This is a genomic window from Hephaestia sp. MAHUQ-44, from assembly GCF_023806085.1.
Classification (GTDB): domain Bacteria; phylum Pseudomonadota; class Alphaproteobacteria; order Sphingomonadales; family Sphingomonadaceae; genus Sphingomonas.
Window position 1 is genome coordinate 22,959 of the sequence record NZ_JAMSLX010000015.1, and the last position, 19,996, is coordinate 42,954.

The 19,996-nt window shown below is 65.8% G+C and carries 19 protein-coding genes; 11 read left to right on the forward strand and 8 right to left on the reverse strand.

Annotated features, from left to right (window positions below):
• Positions 1-74 precede the first annotated feature (74 nt).
• Complete coding sequence (gene cysS, locus NFE57_RS14045; protein ID WP_252136221.1) at positions 75-1,538, reverse strand: cysteine--tRNA ligase; 1,464 nt, start codon at positions 1,536-1,538, stop codon at positions 75-77.
• 166 nt (positions 1,539-1,704) lie between these two features.
• Here cysS and rpsU point away from each other — a divergent pair, with 166 nt between their 5' ends.
• The 4 genes from rpsU to NFE57_RS14065 all read left to right on the forward strand — a co-directional run bounded on the left by rpsU (position 1,705) and on the right by NFE57_RS14065 (position 5,810).
• Positions 1,705-1,905, forward strand: coding sequence for a 30S ribosomal protein S21 (gene rpsU / locus NFE57_RS14050; protein ID WP_252136222.1), 201 nt, complete (start codon positions 1,705-1,707; stop codon positions 1,903-1,905).
• Between the two features lie 70 nt (positions 1,906-1,975).
• On the forward strand, positions 1,976-2,560 hold the full coding sequence (locus NFE57_RS14055; RefSeq protein ID WP_252136223.1) for an FKBP-type peptidyl-prolyl cis-trans isomerase: 585 nt from the start codon (positions 1,976-1,978) through the stop codon (positions 2,558-2,560).
• 270 nt (positions 2,561-2,830) lie between these two features.
• Positions 2,831-4,702, forward strand: coding sequence for a 2-oxoacid:acceptor oxidoreductase subunit alpha (locus tag NFE57_RS14060; RefSeq protein ID WP_252136224.1), 1,872 nt, complete (start codon positions 2,831-2,833; stop codon positions 4,700-4,702).
• Between the two features lie 76 nt (positions 4,703-4,778).
• Positions 4,779-5,810: a 2-oxoacid:ferredoxin oxidoreductase subunit beta gene (locus NFE57_RS14065; protein WP_252136225.1), complete on the forward strand. Its 1,032-nt coding sequence runs from the start codon at positions 4,779-4,781 to the stop codon at positions 5,808-5,810.
• A 12-nt stretch (positions 5,811-5,822) separates the two neighbouring features.
• On the opposite strand, the gene NFE57_RS14070 is transcribed toward NFE57_RS14065, so the two are convergent.
• Both NFE57_RS14070 and purF read right to left on the reverse strand, forming a co-directional pair.
• Positions 5,823-6,536: an SDR family NAD(P)-dependent oxidoreductase gene (locus NFE57_RS14070; protein WP_252136226.1), complete on the reverse strand. Its 714-nt coding sequence runs from the start codon at positions 6,534-6,536 to the stop codon at positions 5,823-5,825.
• Between the two features lie 13 nt (positions 6,537-6,549).
• Positions 6,550-8,010 (reverse strand): amidophosphoribosyltransferase, encoded by a 1,461-nt coding sequence (purF, locus tag NFE57_RS14075; protein WP_252136227.1) that lies wholly within the window; start codon positions 8,008-8,010, stop codon positions 6,550-6,552.
• Positions 8,011-8,150: 140 nt separating this feature from the next.
• Between purF and NFE57_RS14080 the strand changes: the two genes are divergently transcribed.
• The gene (locus NFE57_RS14080; protein WP_252136228.1) at positions 8,151-8,399 is read left to right on the forward strand and encodes a DUF7218 family protein; all 249 of its coding nucleotides are present in this window, start codon (positions 8,151-8,153) and stop codon (positions 8,397-8,399) included.
• 119 nt (positions 8,400-8,518) lie between these two features.
• Here the strand turns inward: NFE57_RS14080 and NFE57_RS14085 are convergent, their stop codons facing one another.
• Positions 8,519-8,932, reverse strand: a complete 414-nt coding sequence (locus NFE57_RS14085; RefSeq protein WP_252136229.1) for a hypothetical protein — start codon at positions 8,930-8,932, stop codon at positions 8,519-8,521.
• Between the two features lie 100 nt (positions 8,933-9,032).
• On the opposite strand from NFE57_RS14085, the gene hisI reads away from it, so the two are divergent.
• The 5 genes from hisI (at position 9,033) to NFE57_RS14110 (ending at position 13,417) form a co-directional block, all read left to right on the forward strand.
• The gene (gene hisI, locus NFE57_RS14090; protein WP_252136230.1) at positions 9,033-9,395 is read left to right on the forward strand and encodes a phosphoribosyl-AMP cyclohydrolase; all 363 of its coding nucleotides are present in this window, start codon (positions 9,033-9,035) and stop codon (positions 9,393-9,395) included.
• A gap of 65 nt (positions 9,396-9,460) precedes the next feature.
• On the forward strand, positions 9,461-9,895 hold the full coding sequence (locus NFE57_RS14095) for a hypothetical protein (RefSeq protein WP_252136231.1): 435 nt from the start codon (positions 9,461-9,463) through the stop codon (positions 9,893-9,895).
• A gap of 169 nt (positions 9,896-10,064) precedes the next feature.
• Positions 10,065-11,129: a class I SAM-dependent methyltransferase gene (locus NFE57_RS14100; protein ID WP_252136232.1), complete on the forward strand. Its 1,065-nt coding sequence runs from the start codon at positions 10,065-10,067 to the stop codon at positions 11,127-11,129.
• 51 nt (positions 11,130-11,180) lie between these two features.
• Positions 11,181-11,609, forward strand: coding sequence for a MerR family transcriptional regulator (locus NFE57_RS14105; protein WP_252136233.1), 429 nt, complete (start codon positions 11,181-11,183; stop codon positions 11,607-11,609).
• 5 nt (positions 11,610-11,614) lie between these two features.
• Positions 11,615-13,417: an acyl-CoA dehydrogenase C-terminal domain-containing protein gene (locus NFE57_RS14110; RefSeq protein WP_252136234.1), complete on the forward strand. Its 1,803-nt coding sequence runs from the start codon at positions 11,615-11,617 to the stop codon at positions 13,415-13,417.
• A gap of 9 nt (positions 13,418-13,426) precedes the next feature.
• Here NFE57_RS14110 and NFE57_RS14115 read toward each other — a convergent pair whose 3' ends face one another.
• The 3 genes from NFE57_RS14115 to NFE57_RS14125 are packed head-to-tail and all read right to left on the reverse strand — an operon-like array spanning position 13,427 to position 17,006.
• On the reverse strand, positions 13,427-14,785 hold the full coding sequence (locus NFE57_RS14115) for a cell wall hydrolase (protein WP_252136235.1): 1,359 nt from the start codon (positions 14,783-14,785) through the stop codon (positions 13,427-13,429).
• Between the two features lie 20 nt (positions 14,786-14,805).
• A complete protein-coding gene (cysK, locus tag NFE57_RS14120) occupies positions 14,806-15,726 on the reverse strand; it encodes a cysteine synthase A (protein WP_252136236.1) in 921 nt (306 codons plus the stop codon).
• The gene (locus tag NFE57_RS14125) at positions 15,723-17,006 is read right to left on the reverse strand and encodes an MFS transporter (protein WP_252136237.1); all 1,284 of its coding nucleotides are present in this window, start codon (positions 17,004-17,006) and stop codon (positions 15,723-15,725) included. The genes cysK and NFE57_RS14125 overlap by 4 nt, the downstream gene beginning before the upstream one ends.
• Before the next feature lie 152 nt (positions 17,007-17,158).
• On the opposite strand from NFE57_RS14125, the gene NFE57_RS14130 reads away from it, so the two are divergent.
• Complete coding sequence (locus NFE57_RS14130; RefSeq protein ID WP_252136238.1) at positions 17,159-18,916, forward strand: DUF885 domain-containing protein; 1,758 nt, start codon at positions 17,159-17,161, stop codon at positions 18,914-18,916.
• 163 nt (positions 18,917-19,079) lie between these two features.
• On the opposite strand, the gene NFE57_RS14135 is transcribed toward NFE57_RS14130, so the two are convergent.
• Positions 19,080-19,949, reverse strand: a complete 870-nt coding sequence (locus tag NFE57_RS14135) for an aspartyl/asparaginyl beta-hydroxylase domain-containing protein (RefSeq protein ID WP_252136239.1) — start codon at positions 19,947-19,949, stop codon at positions 19,080-19,082.
• Between the last annotated feature and the right edge of the window lie 47 nt (positions 19,950-19,996).

The window sequence follows — 19,996 nt, forward strand, 5'->3', positions numbered from 1 at the left end:
ACCCTCCCTATAAGGCGGCTTGTATCGACAACACACCGGTCGTTCGCAAGGGCCTGGCGCTCTTTGGGGCGCGCTCAACGGTCGAGTTCGAGCCTCCAGTCCCAGCCCAGCGGATCGCCGTCCATCACCTCGACCCCCGCCGCCGTCAACGTATCGCGGATCGCGTCGGAGCGGATGAAATCCTTGGCCGCGCGCGCCTCACGGCGTTCGGCGAGATGACCGGCGATCGCCTCGGCGGCGATCGTCGCGGTCTTGGGGCGCACCCGCAGCATTTCGCGCGTGATCGTCGCCAGATCGAGCCCGAGCACCGCATCGAAATCGGCCAGCGCGGCGATCCGCTCGGCGGGGGAGAGCTTCTTGTCGGCGAGCATCTCGTCGAGCACCGGCAGCGCTTTTGGCGTGTTGAGATCGTCCGACATCGCCTGATCGAGTCGTTCACGATAGCCGAGCGCGCGCTCGGCGCCGGGGACCGCGGGATCGGCCGCTGCGCGGTCGCGCAACGTGGCCACGGTCATCGCCAGCCGCTTGAGCCGGGTCACCGCCGCCGCCAGCGCCTCGCCCGAGAAGTCGAGCTCGCTGCGATAATGCGCCGACAGACACATCAGGCGATAGGCGAGGGGATGGACACCCTTGTCGATCAAACTCTGGAGCGTCGTGAAGCCACCGGCCGATTTGGACATCTTGCCGCTACGCTCGAGCAGGAAATTGTTGTGCATCCACCAGTTCGCGCCGGTGTCCGCGCAATCGCAATGCGCCTGGTTCTGCGCGATCTCATTGGGGTGGTGGATCTCGCGATGGTCGATGCCGCCGGTATGGATATCGAACTGGCTGCCGAGATATTTCTTGCTCATCACCGAGCATTCGAGGTGCCAGCCCGGCGCGCCGCGGCCCCAGGGCGACTCCCATTCCATCTGCCGGTTCTCGCCTGGCGCCGATGTACGCCAGATCGCGAAGTCCTGTGGATGGCGCTTGCCGGTGACGGCGTCGATCCGGTTGGCCGCGGCATCGTCGCGCCCGCCAGCCAGCGCCCCATAATCGGGCACCGTCGACACGTCGAAATACAGGCCGCTGTCGAGCATGTAGCAGTGCGTGGGCGCAATCTGTTCGGCGAAGGCGATCATGTCGTCGATATGGTCGGTCGCGACCGACCAGCGGCTCGGTGCACGGATGTTGAGATCGACGAGGTTCTGCTTGAACGCCTGCGTGTAGTGCGCGGCAATGTCCCAGATGCTTTTGGCCGCGGCGCGCGCGGCGGCCTCCATCTTGTCATCGCCGGCATCGGCGTCGGAGGTCAGATGGCCGACATCGGTGATGTTGATGACATGCGTGAGCGGCCCCCAGCCCATGGCCTTGGCCTTCCACGTCAGCGTGCGCGACAGCGTGTCGGTAAAGACATAAGCGCGCAGATTGCCGATATGCGCATAATTGTAGACGGTCGGCCCGCACGAATAGACGCGCAGGTTGGTGGCATCGATCGGCGTAAAGCGGTCGACGTGGCGCGTGAGGCTGTTATAAAGGTTGAGTGGCGTCCCGGTCATGCCCGCCGACATAAACGAGCCGCACGCCCGTGCAACCGGGAACCATGCGCTGCGGCAATTCGCTTGATCAACAGCCGCACCGCTGGTACGGCGCGCGACACACGGCGCGGGCTTGCTCGCGACGACCATTTTCTATTGAGCCATCGAGCCGGAGACTGAAGGGTTTATGCAGATCATCGTTCGCGACAATAATGTCGACCAGGCGCTGCGCGCGCTCAAGAAGAAGCTGCAGCGCGAGGGCGTCTATCGCGAAATGAAACTGCGCCGGCATTATGAAAAGCCGAGCGAGAAGCGCGCGCGTGAGCGTGCGGCGGCCGTTCGTCGCGCCCGCAAGCTCGAGCGTAAGCGGATGGAACGCGACGGCTGAGTTGCCGTTGCGCTGCCGCCGGGCAGTGATCCCGTCGCTTTCCCTCTGATCGTGCCAGCGAGGCCTGTTCATGTCTGTGACCGCCGTTCCTTTGCAGCCCACACCGCGACGTTTCGTCGTGATGTTGTGGGCAGGCATCATCGCGGCCGTCGCGATCGCGGCGAGCCTCGCCTTTGCCGCGCCGACCAACGCGGTCAGCGCCTTCCTTGCCGAAAATGCGCGCGCGGAAGGTGTGGTCGAAACCGCGTCGGGGCTGCAATATAAGGTGCTCACGAAGGGCACTGGCGCTGCGCCGACCGACGAGGATGTCGCGCTCGTCAATTATGACGGCACGCTCACCGATGGGAATCGCTTCGACAAGTCGCAGCAGCCGACGCCGTTCCCGCTCGGCGAGCAAGCCGCGATTCCGGGCTTCGAGGAAGCGCTGAAGCTGATGCCCAAGGGTGCGAAATACCGGTTCTGGATCAAGCCCGATCTGGCGTATGGCGCTGCCGAGCGGCGCGATGGCGCTGGTAATGTCGTGATCCCGGCGAACTCGGTGCTCGTGTTCGATATCGAGATGATCGATTTCCTGTCCAAGGCCGTTATCCGCCAGATGCAGATGCAGCAGCAGATGATGGGTGGGATGGGCGCCCCGCCTCCGGGGGCGCACTAAGGCCGTTCAGCGAGGACAGCGCGTATCGATGCTGCCGTCGCCATGCTTGATTGAGACCGTACTGCACTGCGCAATGCCGCGGTCTGGCTCGACCGAATCGAGGTCACAGCGCCATTCGCAACGGCCATGGGCGAAGTGGGCAATCCCCCTGTCGCGGCGCCATCGCGAGCGTCCGAAAAAGAACCATTTGCAGGCGCGCCCGGAAATTCTACGTTGGGCCGGAACGGTCCAGGCATAGGGGCCGGCATCGTTCGCTAGCAGGAAGGTTCCATGGCCACCGCTGCCCATCAGGTCACGCCCGAAGAGGCGAACGCACATCCCCCCTCCGAATCGGTCGTCGTACGCTTTGCAGGCGATAGTGGCGACGGTATGCAGCTAACCGGGGGGCAATTCACGCTATCGACCGCGCTGGCGGGTAACGATCTGGCGACCTTCCCCGATTTTCCTGCCGAGATCCGCGCGCCGCAAGGCACGCTGTTCGGCGTCTCGGCCTTCCAGATCAATTTCGGCTCGGCGGCGATCGATACCGCGGGCGATGCGCCCGATGTGCTTGTCGCGATGAACCCGGCGGCGCTCAAGGTGAATGTCGCGGCGTTGAAGCCGGGGGGGCTGATCATCGCCGACGAGGGCGAATTTTCCGATCGCAACCTCGCCAAGGCCAAATATGATCGCAACCCGCTCGATGACGAAAGCCTTGCCGACTGGCGGCTGCTCAAGCTCAATATCTCGCAACTCACGCTCGATGCCGTGAAGCCGTTCGGGCTCGGCAACAAGGAAGCGTTGCGCTGCAAGAACATGTGGACGCTGGGGCTGGCGCTGTGGATGTTCGATCGCGAGCGCAAGCCGGTGACCGACTGGCTCAAGGCCAAGTTCGCCAAGGCGCCCGAGCTTGCCGAAGCCAATATCGCCGCGCTCAATGCCGGCCATGCCTATGGCGAAACTGCCGAACTGGGCGGCCAGATCGGCCAGATGAGCGTGCCCGCCGCGCCGGTCGAGCCGGGGCTGTATCGCACCGTCACCGGCGCCGAATCGATTGCGCTGGGGTTGGTCGCGGGGACGCAGCTTGCCAATGTCCGGATGTTCTTCGGTGGCTATCCGATCACCCCGGCCTCGGCGATCCTGCACCATCTGTCGCGGCTCAAGGAATTCGGCATCACGACCTTTCAGGCCGAAGACGAGATTGCCGCGATCGCCGCCGCAATCGGGGCGTCTTATGCGGGTCAACTCGGGGTTACGTCGTCGTCGGGCCCCGGTATTGCGCTCAAGACCGAGGCGATCGGGCTTGCGATCATGACCGAGTTGCCGCTGGTGATCGTCAATTCACAGCGCGGCGGCCCTTCGACCGGCCTGCCGACCAAGACCGAGCAATCGGATCTGTATCAGGCGGTCTACGGTCGCAACGGCGACGCGCCGATGCCGGTGATTGCCGCGCGTTCGCCCGCCGATGCATTCGATTGCGCGATCGAGGCGTGCAGAATCGCGACGCAATATATGACGCCGGTGATGCTCTTGACAGACGGCTATATCGCCAACGCGGCCGAGCCGTGGAAAGTACCCGATATCAGTGGGTATGAGCCGTTTCCTGTCACTTTCCTCGATCATGTCCCCGAAGGCGGCTTCCTGCCTTATGCGCGCGACGCCAAACTGGCGCGGCCGTGGGTCAAGCCGGGAACACCGGGGCTGCTCCACCGCATCGGCGGCATCGAGAAGAAAGCGGACACCGGCAATATCGAATATTCGCCGGAGAACCACCAGTTCATGACCGATCTGCGCCACGATAAGGTAGCGGGGATCGCGATCCCCGATCAGCAGGTCGACCTCGGTGAGGCTTCGGGCAAGCTCGTGGTGGTCGGCTGGGGCTCGACCTTCGGGCCGATCCATCAGGCGGTCGGCCGCGCGCGCAAGCGGGGGCTCGATGTCAGCCATGTGCATCTGCGCCACATCTGGCCGATGCCGAAGAATTTGGGAGGCTTGCTCAAAGGTTTCGAGCATATTCTTGTGCCTGAGATGAACACGGGGCAGCTCAAGACGGTGCTGCGCGACCAGTTCCTCGTCGATGCCAAACCGCTCAATAAGGTGTCGGGCCAGCCCTTCCGCATCGCCGAGATCGAGGCCGCGATCGACGCGGCACTGGCCACTTGATGCGTCACCCCGGCGCAAGCCGGGGGCTCTTGGCCGAGGGATGCCAGCGGTCGCTGGCATGACGTGGAGAAGACGAATGAATGAAATGACGCCCATCACCACCACGATCAAGGATTGGGAATCGGATCAGGAGGTTCGCTGGTGCCCGGGGTGCGGCGATTACGCGATCCTCAAGGCCGTCCAGCGCACCTTGCCCGAGATCGGCGCCGATCCGGCCAGGACGGTGTTCGTGTCCGGTATCGGCTGCTCGTCGCGTTTCCCTTATTATATGGAGACCTACGGCTTCCACACCATCCACGGTCGCGCGCCGGCGGTGGCGACGGGGGTCAAGCTCGCCAATCCCAATCTCGATGTGTGGATCATCACCGGTGATGGCGATGCGCTGTCGATCGGCGGCAACCACACGATGCACCTGCTGCGGCGCAACCTCGATTGTCAGGTGCTGTTGTTCAACAACGAGATTTACGGTCTGACCAAGGGCCAATATTCACCCACCAGTCGCGTCGGTACGCGCTCGCCATCGACGCCGTTCGGCTCGATCGACCGGCCCGCGCGGCCGTGCGCGTTTGCGCTTGGCTCGGGGGCGCGGTTCGTGGCGCGCGCGATCGACGTTCACAAGAACCTGCCCAAGGTGCTGAAGGCGGCGCATGCCCATAAGGGCACGGGGTTCATCGAGATTTTCCAGAATTGCATCGTCTATAACGACGACGTGTTCGCGCCCTTCACCGCCAAACCCAATGCGGCCGCCAATCAATTGTGGGTCGAGCATGGTGCACCCTTGCTGTTCGATGGCGGCACCAGGGGGCTGACGATGGATAGCGAGCATCTGACGCTCAAGGTTGTCGATGTCACGGATGGCGACTGGCAGGCCGCCGGGGTCATCGTCCACGACCAGACCAACCGCGGGCTGGCGCATATGCTGGTCGAGATGCCGGAGGCGGGCTTCCCGGTCGCGCTCGGTGTGCTTTACGATAGCCCTGCGCCGACCTTTGAAAGCGCCGTCGTCGAACAGAATCGCGCGGCGAGCGAGGGCAAGGTCGGCGATCTTCAGAAACTGCTCGCCAAGGGGCAGACCTGGCAGGTGGAGAAGGAGCCGCACCTGCTCTGAGCGGTGCCGACGTTACCCGTCGATCCGCTCGAAATGGCCCGAGTCGAAACCGGTGATCGCCAGCGCGGCGATGCGCGCGCCCACGACATCGGGTGATTTGAGCGTTGCCGGATCTTCGCCGGGAAAGGCGTGCTCGCGCATCTTGGTGCGGGTTGCGCCGGGGTCGATGATCGCGGTGCGGATCTTGCTGACATTCCCGACCTCGTCGCCATAGGCCGAAACGAGATTCTCGAACGCGGCCTTCGAGGCGCCGTACATCCCCCAGAAAGCGCGCGGATTGCGCGCGACCGACGAGGTGAGCGCGATCACCCGCGCATCATTCGATGCACGCATCATTGGATCGAACGCCGCCAGCAGCGCGGCCTGCGCGCTGATGTTGAGCGTCAGCACCTTGGCCAGTTCGCGGGCGTCGAACGCGGGGACGGCGGCGAGCGTGCCCAGCATCGCGGCATTGAGCACGAGGATATCGAGCGCCTGCCAACGCTCGCCGAGCGCGGTGGCAAGGCGGGCGATGCTGTCGTTCTGGGCGAGATCGAGCGGCGCGATCGTCGCGCTGCCGCCGGCGGCGAAGATCGCTTCCTCGACCTGCTCGAGGTCGCTCGCGGTGCGCGCGGTGAGGACGACGTGCGCCCCTTGCGCGGCGAGCGCCTTGGCGGTGGCGGCACCGATCCCGCGGCTGGCGCCGGTGACGAGCGCAAGGCGCCCCGAAAGAGCTTGGTCAGTCATTAGGTTATCCGCTTTAGTTCACGCGCTCTGCGAGCAACGCAAATTGATCGACCTCCACCGCGTCATCCTGATCGGTGAGCGATGTCGGGTAATCGCCGGTGAAGCAGGCGTCGCAATGCGAGGGCAGGATATCGGCACGATGCGTCTCGCCGAGCGCCTTGTAGAGCCCGTCGATCGACACGAACGCGAGGCTGTCGGCCTGGATATATTTGCTCATTTCCGCCAGATTCATCTTGGCGGCGAGCAGCTTGGCGCGCTCGGGGGTGTCGACGCCGTAGAAGCACGAATGCCGGGTCGGCGGGCTCGCGATGCGCATATGCACCTCGGCCGCGCCCGCTTCGCGCATCATCTGGACGATCTTGAGGCTGGTCGTGCCGCGGACGATCGAATCGTCGATCAGCACGACGCGCTGCCCCGCGATCAGCGTACGGTTCGCGTTATGTTTGAGTTTGACACCGAGGTGGCGGACCTTGTCGCCGGGCTGGATGAAGGTGCGGCCGACATAATGCGACCGGATGATCCCGAGTTCGAACGGAATCCCCGATTCCTGCGCATAGCCGATCGCGGCGGGCACGCCCGAATCGGGTACCGGGATGACCAGATCGGCCTCGACCGGGTTCTCGATCGCCAGTTGCGCGCCGATCGCCTTGCGCACCGAATAGATCGAGCGATCATCGGCGATCGAATCGGGGCGCGAGAAATAGACATATTCGAAGATGCACGGCCGTGCCGGCAGCCTGGCGAACGGATGGATCGACCGCATCGACTCGCCCTGAACGACGATCAACTCGCCGGGTTCGACCTCGCGTTCGAAGCTCGCACCAACGACATCGAGCGCCACGGTTTCGGACGCGAAGATGACGGCTTCCCCCAGGCGCCCCATCACGAGCGGCCGGATGCCGAGCGGATCGCGGCAGGCGATCATGCCTTCGGGGGTCATCGCGATCAGCGAATAGGCGCCCTCGACGCGCTTCAGCGCATCGATGAACTTGTCGAGCAGGGTGCGGTAGCTCGAGGTCGCGACGAGATGGATGATCGTCTCGGTATCCGAGGTCGACTGGAAGATCGAGCCCGAGCGAACCAGATCGCGCCGCAACCGCATCGCGTTGGAAAGGTTGCCGTTATGTGCGATCGCGAAACCGCCGGTGGCGAGATCGGCGTAGAGCGGCTGGACGTTGCGCAGCGCGGTTTCGCCGGTCGTCGAATAGCGGACATGCCCCATTGCGACGTTGCCGGGCAGCGCGCGGATGACGTCGTCCTTGTCGAAATTGCCCGCGACGTGCCCCATCGCGCGATGCGTGTGGAAGTGGGCGCCATCGAAGCTGGTGATGCCGGCGGCCTCCTGCCCGCGATGCTGGAGGGCATGAAGCCCGAGCGCGACGAGCGCGGCAGCCGAATCGGCCGCGCCCGAAACGCCGAAAACGCCACACTCTTCGCGCAGCTTGTCGTCATCGAATGGATTGGTGGTCAGCATTGCCGCCCTAAGGGTTGCCGGTGGCCGCCATATAGGAGCTGACCCCGCGTTTGTCGCCCTTTGTCTTACAATTGTCATTCGCCGTCGAACCAACCCCGCCGCCGCCCGTTGGAATCGCCGGCAATCGCAGGAGAAGGACGATGGCAAAGGCCCAAGGATCGCGCGTGAAAGACGCCAAACTTTATGAGGATTTGCGCCGCGAAGGCGCGTCGAAGGAGAAAGCGGCGCGAATCGCGAACGCCAAAGCGGCCGGCACGCTCGACCGCAACAGCACGCATCTCGAGAACCGCACCAGAGCGGCATTGTACCGCGAAGCGCGGGCAATCGGGATCGCGGGACGATCGACCATGACCAAGGAGCAATTGATCGCCGCGATTCGGCACCGGTGAAGAGCGTCGCGCTGCCGCTGTCGTCACGCCGGGGCACCCCGTCGTCCGCCGGATGAGCACCGTGCTGCCGTGGCGCGCGAGGGATGATCGAAAGTTCCGAAGGTTCCGGGAAAACGACATCAACGCGGCTCGAAGCGCGATGCGGGCACGCCGTAGCAGGCAGCAAAGAGCAGCCGGTTGTCGACGCGATGGCGGTGGCCGACGATCTGGCCGTTGCGCCGCACCGGGGACCACCAGCCGTCGCGCCCGCGCCGCACGGCTTCATCGCGTGCTTCCATCTTGCCCTGCCAGAGCGCGGCATCCCAGGCACGGACGAATCCGTCCGCCCCGGTTCGTTTGCGGAGACGGTTGGCCGATTGCGGTGTCATGCCCACCGCCCGCGCGGCCGCCGCGACGCCGCCGTGGCACGCCAGGCTGGCGATAAAGGCGCGTTGACGCGCGGGCGTCCAGCCGTCGCGGCGGGACGACGCGCTGGGGACGGGGGCGAAATCGAACGGATCGTCGCCGTCGTCGGAAAGATCGGGGTCGCTCATCGACCAGTATATGCCGCATCCGCCGGGTTGTAGGACAGCAATTTTTCGACGGCGTGGCGGTGGGGTGACGCACGCGCCTGCTTCGGTATAGCAAGGCGCCATGACCGATACGCGCGACACCGGGCTGACGCTCGATCCGAAATATGATGCCAACGGGCTGATCACGGCGATCGTGACCGATGCGGCGGACGGCACGCTGCTGATGGTGGCGCACATGAATGCCGAGGCGCTGGCCCGGACCCGCGAGACCGGCGAGGCGCATTTCTGGTCGCGCAGCCGGGCGCGGCTGTGGAAGAAGGGCGAAAGCTCGGGCCATGTGTTGCGGGTGCGCGAGCTGCGGATCGATTGCGATCAGGACGCCTTGTGGGTGATCGCCGAGCCCGCCGGGCCCGCCTGCCACACCGGCCAGCGCACATGCTTTTTCCGTCGTATCGAGGGTGACGCCCTCGCACCCGTCGAATGAGGTTATGGCCGGTCATCGCGCTGGCCGTGCTCGCGGGTTGCTCCGGCGGGGCGGGCGATGACAGGGTGGCCACGAATGGCACAAGCGACCTCGAAGCGGCGGCGATCGCGGCGGGGGTGATCGCCGATCCCAACAGCACCGATCCCACCGGCCTCTATGCGCGCGATACCGATCGGATCTGCGTGCTGCCGGCGGCCGAGGATTTCACGATCGGCATCGACATGGATTATGGCGACGGCCAGCATTGCAGCGCCTCGGGCACCGCGCGCCGCCACGGCGAGACGCTGCGGATCAGTTTTGACGGCAAGCAGCCTTGCGCGTTCGAGGCGCGCTTCGAGGGCGATCGGATCGTCCTGCCCGGAACCTTGCCTGCGGGGTGCACCAATTATTGCACCGGTCGCGCGTCGTTGGCCGGTGTCGAGGTCGATCGGCTGAGCGATTCCGCCGCCGAGGCACGCGCGATGCGCGATGCGCGCGGGCGGCTGCTGTGCGGGGCGTGAGCGGCGCTCGTTCAGGGCACCCGTTCAGGGCACTCGTTCAGGGCGCGGGGCTGGGCAGGTATCGTCCCTTAGGGGATGTACCGGATAGAATTGGCGCGCGGACAAGCGGCATATCGTTTGCTGCACATCGGCATGCGGCATCGCCGGTGGCATGCGATGGAGGTCCGCGATGGCCGAACTCGACGGCGACAAACTCAACCAGCTGGTGGGCAAGATGCTGGGCGATCTGGGCGGGGCGTATAGCGTGCCGACGGTACGGATCGGGCTCCGTCTCGGCCTGTTCGATGCGCTGCACACCGAAGGGCCGCTGACCGCCGACGACCTCGCCGCGCGGCTGCGGCTGGCGCCGCGGTACGTGCGCGAATGGGCGCTGGCGCAGGCGGCCAACGGCTATGTAACGATCGATCGCGCGACGCAGCGGTTCAGCCTCAGTCCCGAACAGGCGATGATCTTCGCGATTCCGGACAGCCCGGTCTATCTCGAAGGCGCGTTCGATCTTGCGGCGGCGATGATCGAGGGCGAACCCAAGGTCGAGGCCGGTTTCCGCACCGGCGAGGGGGTGGCGTGGGGCGACAGCGCGGGGTGCCTGTTCTGCGCGGTGGGGGCGTTCTTCCGGCCCGGTTATGTCAACGCGATCGTCCCGTCATGGCTACCCGCGCTCGATGATGTGGTGCCGCGGCTCGAAGCGGGCGCCAAGGTCGCCGATATCGGGTGCGGCGTCGGGTTCTCGACCCTGCTCATGGCCGAGGCGTTTCCCAACAGCCGCTTCACCGGTTACGATTTCCACGCCCCCTCGATCGACGAGGCCAAGGCGCATGCCCGCGCCCATGGGCTGGGGGATCGGGTTGCCTTTTCAACAACGGTGGCGAAGGACATTGCCGAGCGCGATTTCGACCTCATCACGATGTTCGATTGTCTGCACGACATGGGCGATCCGCGTGGCTGTGCGCGCCACGTGCGCTCGCTGCTGGCCGACGACGGGGTGTGGATGATCGTCGAGCCGATCGCGGCCGACGAGCCCACGGCCGCGCTCGACAGCCCGGTGACGCGGCTGTTCTACAATGCCTCGACGATGATCTGCGTGCCAACCTCCCTCGCGCAGGAAGTGGGCGAGGCGCTGGGCGCGCAGGCCGGCGAGCAGCGGCTTGCCGCATTGCTCGCCGAATCGGGGTTCAGCCGCGTGCGGCGGGCCTGCGAAGGCCCGTTCAACATGGTGCTCGACGCGCGCGCTTGACGCGCGCGCGGCAAGGTTGACGTTTACGTAAGCTCGTTCTAGTTTCACGCTATGCCCGTACTCGCCGCCTATGCGCCGATCGCGCCGCGACACGATCGCGATCATTTCTCCATATCGGACCTGTCGACCGAGTTCGATGTCACCCCGCGCGCGTTGCGCTTCTATGAGGACGAAGGGCTGATCGCCCCCGAGCGACGCGGCACGCAACGCATCTATTCGCACCGCGATCGAGCGCGGCTCGCGTGGATCCTGCGCGGCAAGCGCGTCGGCTTTTCGCTCGGCGAGATTCGCGAGATGATCGATCTCTACGATGTCGGCGATGGCCGCCGCGTCCAGCGCGACGTGACGATCGCGCGCTGCCGGGAGCGGATCGCGACGCTTCAGGCGCAGAAGCGCGACATCGATGCCGCGATCGGCGAAATCGACGATTTCGTCACCATGCTCGAGCAATCGCGTGCCGCGCACCCAGCCAAGGACTGATACCCATGCCCCATTATATCCCGCCGGTGCGCGATACGCGCTTCGTTCTCGAACATGTCGTCGGGCTGGGCGCGCACGCCAATTTGCCGGGGTTCGCCAACGCCACCCCCGACGTGGTCGATGCGGTGCTCGACGAGGGCGGCAAGTTTGTCGCCGAAGTGCTGTTTCCGCTCAACCAGCCCGGCGATGCCGAAGGGTGCACGCGCCACGACGATGGCAGCGTGACGACGCCCGCCGGGTTCAAGGCGGCGTATGACCAGTTCGTCGATTCGGGCTGGGGCACGCTCTCGGCGCCGGAAGAGTTCGGCGGGCAGGCGATGCCGCACGTCGTCTCGACCGCGTTTCAGGAATATATGATTTCCTCGAACATGGCGTTCGCGATGTATCCGGGGCTGACCCATGGTGCGATCGCGGCCTTGCTGACCAAGGGAACGCCCGAGCAGCAGCAGAAATACGTCCCCAACATGGTCTCGGGCAAATGGGGCGGGACGATGAACCTGACCGAGCCGCAATGCGGCACCGATCTGGGGCTGATCCGGACCAGGGCGGAGCCGCAGGCGGACGGATCGTTCGCGATCACCGGGACCAAGATCTTCATCTCGTCGGGCGAGCACGATCTGACCGAGAACATCATCCACCTCGTCCTCGCCAAGACGCCCGGCGCGCCCGACAGCTCCAAGGGTATCTCGCTGTTCGTGGTGCCCAAGTTCATCGTCAACGAGGATGGCTCGCTGGGCGCGCGCAACGCGGTGTCGTGCGGGTCGATCGAGCATAAGATGGGCATCCACGCCAATTCGACCTGCGTGATGAACTATGACGGCGCGACCGGTTGGCTCGTCGGCGAGGAGATGAAGGGGCTCGCGGCGATGTTCATCATGATGAACGCGGCGCGGCTGGGCGTCGGGCTGCAAGGGCTGGGGGTCGCCGAGGTCGCGTATCAGAACGCGGTCCAATACGCGAAGGACCGGCGGCAGGGCCGCGCGCTCACCGGGCCGGCCGAGCCAGGCGAAAAGGCCGATCCGCTGTTCGTCCATCCCGATGTGCGGCGGATGCTGATGGATGCCAAGGCGACCATCGAGGGGCTCCGCGCCTTGTGCCTGTGGGCGGCGTTGCAGGTCGATCTGGAGCATGGCGCGGCAAGCGAGGAGGAACGGCAGACCGCTGCCGATCTGGTCGGGCTGCTGACCCCGGTCATCAAGGGCTATGGCACCGACAAGGGCTATGAGATCGCGACCAACGCGCAGCAGGTCTATGGCGGACACGGCTACATCGTCGAATGGGGGATGGAGCAATATGTTCGCGATGCGCGGATCGCGATGATCTACGAAGGCACCAACGGCGTGCAGGCGATGGATCTGGTCGGCCGCAAGCTGGCGCAGAACGGCGGCCGCGCGGTACAGGCGTTCTTCTCGCTCGTGGCCGAGGAAGCCGCCGCCGCCAAAAGCGACGAGGCGCTGGTCGGGATCGCGGGCAAGCTCGAGAAATCGCTCGGCGAACTGCAAGCGGCGACGATGTGGTTCATGGGGCAGGGGATGCAGAACCCCAATCAGGTGGGTGCCGGCGCGCATCCCTATATGCACCTGATGGGGATCGTCGCGCTGGGGCTGATGTGGCTGCGCATGGCCAGGGCCGCGAGCGCGGGGCTGGCGGCGGGCGCCGAGGACAAGGCGTTCCTTGAGGCCAAGCTCGTCACCGCGCGTTATTTCGCCGATCGGATCATGCCCGAGGCGGGCGCGCTGCGGCGCAAGATCGAAGGCGGCAGCGAGGCGATGATGGCCTTGCCGCCGGAGATGTTCGCGGCGGGGTGACGGCCGCGATTAGCGCTCGCGAGGCAGTGCAATCTGCGGAACGGTGATGGCGGGCGGTTCGTCCTTGTGGTGGACACCCGCGAGCGGCGCCGGCGTGCGTTTCGCCGGTTGCTCGATCATCGGGATCGGCGCGGTATCGCGGCCAAGGTCACGCAGGAAAATGTCCTCCACGCGCTTGGGCGCCGCGGGCACGAGCACTTGCAGTTTCATGCACTGGCTGGGCTGCGGCCGTTCGAACTGGCCGCAATTCCACAGCGGCTTGTCATAACCGTTGGCGGTATCGCGGAGGTAGCTGAACGCCATCGTCGCCACCTGCTGCGGGTTGAGCGGCAGTCCGGCGGGGGTCGCGCTAGCCTCGGTCCAGGCCATGAATTTGCAATAGGGCCGCGCCCCGCACGCGCGCGCCGCCAGCGCGGGATAGGTGGCGGGCGCGATGCTCTTGTCGAGCGTGACGAGGAAGCTGTCGGGATCGGCAGCGGTCGAGACCGGCAGCGCGGCGTTGGCAAGCGTCGCGGCATCGACGCTGCCCGGTGCGGCCGCCAACCCGCTCGCATCGCGATGCGCCTCGGAGAGCGGCGCCAGCGCGGCGATCACGGGTTCGGCCGAGAGCACATTGCGGTTGAACGCGGGCGGGGTGCCCCACCAGCCGGTCCAGCGGAAGAACAGGTGCGTGCCGACCGCGGTGACCTTGTCGAGGCTCGCACTCCAATACGGCACTACCCAGTCGGTGTGGTAATGCGTCGCGTGACCCACCGCCTTGTCGACATGCCCGGTGAGCGCGAGTTGCGCGATCGCGCGGGCACGCACCCATGCGGCATCGGGCCAGCGCCGCGCGAGCGCGCCATCGCAGGTGAAGGTGAACTGGCACCCGGTCGATCGCTCCGATCCCTGAAAGACGACGCCGCACACCGTTTTGGGGAAGGCGGGGTGGCGCACGCGGTTGAGCACCACCTGCGCCACCGCCCGCTCGCCCTCGGCATCGTCGCCCGCTTCATAGAGCACCGCCGCCGCGAGGCAATCGAGCGCGCGGGCGCGTTCGGCATCGGTATCGGCGCCGGGCAGGCGGAACGGCCGCGCCGCCGGATTGGGATCGCTCGAAAACGGCACCGCGGCGTTGATCCGCCGCGCGTCGTCGGGCGTCAGGTTGATGTACGACAGCGGCTCGACCGGCGGAAGCTCGGCCGGCGGCACGACGCGCTGGTGCTTCTGGAGCTTCTTGGCGATCTTGACCGGGGTCGGTGTGGTCAGCACCACCACTGCCGGCAACGCGAGCGCCACCAGCCCGATGAGCGCCAGCAAGGCCGTGAGCACGCGATGCGTGCGCACGAAGCCGGGCGCGTCGGGCGCTGGTGGCGGAGCGGTCGTCATCGGCGGGCGGCTTTACCCGCTCAGCGCTCCGGCAGGAAGTCGGGCACCGACAGATAGCGTTCGCCGGTGTCGTAATTGAACCCGAGCACACGGCTGCCCTTGGGCAGATCGGGCAGCTTCTGTGCGATCGCGGCGAGCGTGGCGCCCGAGGAGATGCCGACCAGCATGCCTTCCTGCCGCGCGGCGCTGAGCGCCATCGCCTTGGCGTCATCGCCCTCGACCTGGATCGTGCCGTCGAGCGCCTGGGTGTGGAGGTTGGTGGGAATGAAGCCCGCCGCGAGCCCCTGGATCGGGTGCGGGCCGGGCTTGCCGCCCGAGATCACCGCCGACAGCGTGGGCTCGACCGCATAGACCTTGAGCCCCGGCCAGTGCTTCTTGAGCGTCTCGGCCACCCCGGTGATATGCCCGCCGGTGCCGACCCCGGTGATGAGCACATCGATCGGCGTCTCGCGGAAGTCCTCGAGGATTTCGCCCGCGGTCGCCCGTGCGTGGATCTCGACATTGGCCGGGTTCTCGAATTGCTGCGGCATCCAGCCGCCCTCGGTCTGCTCGACCAGTTCGAGCGCGCGCTCGATCGCGCCCTTCATCCCCTTTTCCTTGGGGGTGAGATCGAAGCTGGCCCCATAAGCGAGCATCAGCCGGCGCCGTTCGAGCGACATGCTTTCGGGCATCACGAGGATGAGCTTGTAGCCCTTGACCGCGGCGACCATCGCCAGCCCGACCCCGGTATTGCCGCTGGTCGGCTCGATGATCGTCCCGCCGGGTTGAAGGCTGCCGTCCTTTTCCGCTGCTTCGACCATCGACAGCGCGATCCGGTCCTTGATCGAGCCGCCCGGATTCGCCCGCTCGGATTTGATCCATACTTCGGCATCGCCGAACAGCTTGTTCATGCGGATGTGCGGGGTGTTGCCGATCGTCTCGAGGATCGTGTTGGCTTTCATCGTACGGTCTCCATCTCGATGGCCGCGGGGTCGCGGAGTGTTTCGGGGGGATCGAAAGTCTTTGCGTTTCTGATGCTCGGAAACAGATAGGTCCACAGGATCGTCACGACAATCGCGCCGCCGCCGCCGACCAGCACCGCGCCGACCGGTCCGAGCAGCGCGGCGAGGAAGCCCGATTCGGCCTCACCCAGTTCGTTCGACGCGGAAATCGTGAGTTGCGACACCGCGCCGACGCGACCGCGCTTGTCGTCAGGGGTGTAAAGCTGGATCAGCGACTGGCGGACATAGACCGAGAACATGTCCGATGCGCCCGCAACCGCGAGCGCGCCGAGGCTGAGCGCCATCGAGGTCGATACGCCGAAGGTGACGGTCGCGGTGCCGTAGACGAGCACCGCGGCGAGCATCTTCGGCCCGACATTGGTCTTGAGCGGGCGGATCGAGAAATAGAGCGCGGTGATCGTCGCGCCCACCGCGGGGGCCGCGGCAAGCGCGCTCAACCCGCGCGTGCCGACCTTGAGAATGTCGTGCGCGTAGATCGGCAGGAGGGCGTTGGTGCCGGCGAGGAACACCGCGAACAGATCGAGCGTGATCGTGCCGAGGATCAGCTTGTTCTGCCCGACATAGGCGAGCCCCTCGACGATCTGCCGCAGCGGATGCGCGGTGCTGATCGCGATGTCGCGCGCCACCCTGGTCACCAGCATCATGCAGACGAGTGCGGCCCCGAACAGCGCCGCCGACAAATAATACGCGGCCGAGGGCGTCCAGGCATAAGCATAGCCGCCGATCCCCGGCCCCAGGATCGCCCCGGCCTGCCACGAGATCGAGCTGAGCGCGATCGCGGTGGGCAGCACCTCCTGCGGCACCAGATTGGGCGCGAGCGCGGAGAATGCCGGGCCGGCGAAAGCACGCCCGACCCCCAGCAGCACCGCGATGGCGAACAATATCGGCAGGCTCATCGCTTCCTGATGCGTGACGATCGCGAGCACCAGCGCGCAGAAGATCTGGAGGCACAGCGTGACGCGCGTGATCCAGCGGCGATCGAACCGGTCGGCGACGAGCCCCGTGATCGGCGTCGTAAAAAACAGCGGCAGGAACTGGAGCAGCCCGATCAGGCCAAGCTGTGCGGCCGCCGCGGGCATCGACATCGTATCGCGCGCGATCGTGTAGGTCTGCCAGCCGATGACGATGATCATCGAATTCTGGGCCAGCGTCATCGTCAACCGCGCCGCCCAATAGGCGCGGAAATTGGCGATGCGGAAAGGATGGGGGGCCGTCGACATTGGCGCTCGCTTTAGGGCGCGATGGGCGATCGCGGCAAGTGAGGCTTCGCTTGGCACTGGCGTGGCTCAGGTTTCAGGAATGACGGGCTTTATCTGGCGCGTATCGGCCCGAGATGCCAAAACCCCTGCAACCGCGAATCGGGAGTGGATTGATGCGCAACGGATTGTTGACGGGAATTGCGCTGGCGGCGCTGGTCGCGATGGGGGCCTGCTCGCCGGGCGACGGCAATGGCAACACCGATCTCACCATCGTCGACAAACAGGCCGGCGACCCCAAATGGACCCCGTTCGTCGATGATTTCATCGCCGGGTGGTTCCGGCTCGATCCGGGATTCGCGGTCTATCAGGGCAAGCATGAATTCGACGGCCAGCTTCCCGATTGGAGCGATGCGGGGCTGAAGAAGCAGGCGGCGTTCCTCCATCAGGCGATCGAGAAGGCGCAACAATTCACGCCCGAGACGCTCAGCCCCGAGCAACGGTTCGAACGCGACTATCTGGTGCAGGTGGCCGAAGGGAAATTGTTCTGGCTCGAAGATGCCGACAGCCCCCACACCAACCCCGCTTATTATGTCGGCGGCGGGCTCGACCCCAATGTCTATATCGCGCGCAATTATGCCGATAAGCCGACCCGGATGAAGGCGATGATCGCCTTTTTCGGGCAGGTGCCGAGCGCGGCCGAGGCGATCCGGGCCAATCTCAAGACGCCGATGCCCAGAAGCTTCATCGATTATGGCGTCGCGGGCTTCAACGGGCTGGGCGATTTCTACGCTGGCGACGCGAGACAGGCATTTGCCGATGTCGACGACAAGAGGCTGCAACAGCAATTCGCCGACGCGTCGGCCAGGGCGGCCAAGGCAATGCACGATCTCGGCGCGTGGCTGGCAAGCCAGAAGGCGTCCGCCAACACCGGTTTCGCGCTCGGCCCCGAGCGCTTTTCGAAGATGCTGCGCGCGACCGAGGGCGTCGATATTCCGCTCGATCAACTCGAAGCGATCGGCAAGGCCGATCTCGCGAAGAACCAGGTCGCGCTCAAACAGGCGTGCGCGCAATTCGCGCCCGGCGCGACGATCGTCGCGTGCACCGCGAAGATGAAGGCGAACAAGCCGCCCGAAGGCCCGGTCGCCGCGGCGCGCAAGCAGATCCCCGAATTGCGCGATTTCGTCGTCAGCCACGATATCGTCAGCATCCCCGGCACCGAGGAAGCCAAGGTCGAGGAAAGTCCGCCCTACAACCGGCAGAACTCGGCCTATATCGATCCGCCGGGGCCGTTCGATAAGGGGATTCCGTCGGTCTATTATATCTCGCCGCCCGATCCGGCGTGGCCCAAGCAGGTCCAGCTCGATTTCATTCCGGCGAAGGACGATCTGCTGTTCACGACGATCCACGAGATCATGCCGGGGCATTTCGTGCAATTCCTGCATGCGAACCGTTCGCCGTCGATCTTCGGCCAGTTGTTCGTCGGCTATGCCTATGCCGAGGGCTGGGCGCATTATGCCGAGCAGATGATGTGGGACGCCGGCTATTCGAACGGCGATCCGGAAGTCCACATCGGCCAGCTTTCCAACGCGCTGCTGCGCGATTGCCGCTTCCAGTCGGCGATCGGGCTGCACACCAAGGGGATGACGCAGGATCAGTCGCGCAAGCTGTTCGTCGACGAATGTTATCAGGACGAAGGCACCGCTCGCCAGCAGGCGGCGCGCGGCACCTATGATCCCGCCTATCTCAACTACACGCTCGGCAAGCTGATGATCCTGCGGCTGCGCGACGATTGGACCGCGAGCCGCGGCGGGCGCAAGGCGTGGAAGGCGTTCCACGACCAGTTCCTGAGCTATGGTGGGCCACCGATCCCACTGGTGCGGCAGGCGATGATGGACGAAGCCGAGCCGAAGGCGCTGTTCCCGGGGCAATAGAGGTCCGTTCGATGCGCCTTTCGGCGCATTGCGGCCCCGGCCCGCTCCCCCACGGGGGCCCCACAAAGTATTACTTTGTGGGGTTACGCCCCCACCCCACCTCCCAAGTCATTATACTGCATGGGAGGTGGGGTGGGGGAGCGGGCCGGGGCCGCTCTACCGATCAGATGTCGCGCCGCCGGATCGCGTCGTTCCAGCGGCGCAGGTTGGCGCGCGCCTCCTGCACGAAGGGCGAGCGGCGGACCGCGTCGAGGAACAGATCGGCGATCAGCCGCCCCGGTTGGCGCAGCGGGCGGCGGAACTGGATCGACAGCACCATCCGCGTGCCCCCGGTCTCGTTCCAGATTTCATGAGGGTAAGTGTCGTCGAACACCAGGGTCTCGCCCTCGGCCCAGCGCACGATGCGGTCGCCGATCTTCATGCGGGCGTCGCCGTCGCGCGGCACGATCAGCCCGAGATGGCAGGTGATCAGCCCCTTGGTCACGCCGCGGCGGGCGGGAAGGTGCGTGCCCGGCGCGAGAATCGAGAAGAGCGCGCTGTGGAGTTGCGGGATCGCCGCGACGAGCGCCGCCGTTTGCGGGCAACGCGCAAGATTCTCCTCGATTCGGTAGTCGTAGGCCTGGAGGAAGAACGAGCGCAATTCGCCGGGGGCCGCGATCGCCTGCTGATCGGGTGAGATCGCCGTCAACGGCGGCGCCGCCTCGCCGTCGAGTGCCACCGCGACCGCCTCGTCGCGCACCGCGCGCCAATGCGCGCGCAATTCGGCGGTCCAGCCAAACCCGCGCACGTCGAGCACCGGGCCGTTGGGGACCAGCGACGAGGCGGCGATGATCGGATCGATCAGCCGGCGCAGATGCTTGCCGATGCGGATCACCAGCGGTCGCGACGGCAGGGGTTTTCGGCCATCGGCCACGCGCGGCAGGGGCGGGGCGGGGGCGACATCGCGAGCGGGCGACGCGCGCCCCGGCTCCGTCAGCAATGTGCCCGAATTGTGCCACAGGGTTGGTACGTTGGACTTGACCTCGGCGTGCACGCTCACTCTCTCGACAACACACCGGGATCGCCCGGCCCGGCCGCATC